The sequence below is a fragment of the Rahnella ecdela genome, from assembly GCF_019049625.1.
GTDB lineage: Bacteria > Pseudomonadota > Gammaproteobacteria > Enterobacterales > Enterobacteriaceae > Rahnella > Rahnella ecdela.
In genome coordinates, this window is the sequence record NZ_JAFMOY010000065.1 from 1 (window position 1) to 1,097 (window position 1,097).

1 protein-coding gene is annotated in these 1,097 nt (G+C 52.5%); it reads right to left on the reverse strand.

The window, feature by feature from the left end:
* Positions 1-228: 228 nt before the first annotated feature.
* A partial coding sequence (locus J1784_RS00335) for a BatD family protein (protein ID WP_217147587.1) occupies positions 229-1,097 on the reverse strand: 869 nt, incomplete at its 5' end.

Consider the following 1,097-nt stretch of genomic DNA (forward strand, 5'->3'; position numbering starts at 1 on the left):
GGAATATAACCAGTACCGGCCGCATTCCTCGTTAAATAACCAGACTCCGGCAGAATTTATCCGAAGCCTGCAAACAGGCCCGGATCTCTGATTTATCCTGGCACCGATATTGGGAAGAGATCAAAAGGCCTGGTTCTCTGATTTATCCTGGCACCGATATTGGGAAGGGATCAGAACAGTACAGTACAGTGTTAAAAATATGCTATTTATTTTTAGTATAGACACTTTTTATGAAAACAAGCCTCTGATTTTATTTAATAAGTTCCTGGGAGGTCTTTTATTTGTATAATTACCTGGCAGTAGATCGGGTAGCGTAACCAGATCCCAGAAGCGGTGCCAGAGGTGATGAATATAAAATGCTCCACGCGTGAACTGGCGTCGGGAGAACCACAGTATGATTGCCAGAATCATGGCTGTGGCGGCCAGTAAAGCAATATGCCATTTCTCCCCCCCGGTCGTATCGCGTAATACCGCTTCACTGCCTGCGCCGCGCGCTGCGGCGATGTGAAATGCGCCTCCCGGCAGTTCCGCCAACTGCCATTGCTGATGGTCAGTATCCCACCATCTGAGTTGTACCGGCGGCAGGGTAACAATTCCTGCCTGCGAGGGCATATAACGCAGCCGTTCCGTACGCTCTGCGCCGTCAACATCGCCGCGTCCCTCGGTCAGAAACTGACTCTGCGCAGGCAGGCTCTGGCTTTCTGTACCGGGAATAGCGTAAAGCATATGCGGGATCTGATTCGCCACAATGCTGCGGGCTTTCACGGTCACCGCCCGTTCAATGACATCACCGGCATGCAGCTGTTTATCATCAGCCGCGTGATATTGGGTGATTTTCTGGCTCAGCGTGAGGTTGCTGGCAGGTAAAAAACGATCAGGCTGGCGCGTTCCCTTCGGCCAGTTAACCGGTTTTTCGATAGCAGGGAGTGACACTGTCACTGGTGGTTGGCCGGGAGAGGTCAACGTCACCTCCGTTGCCGGAAAGCGCAACGTGCCCTGATCCCAGGCCATTACCTGACGTTCAAGACGGATACCGCTCCAGCTGGTACCGTCTTTGCGGCGGCTTAGCAGCTGATTAGGTAAAGGCGTGGTGAGCA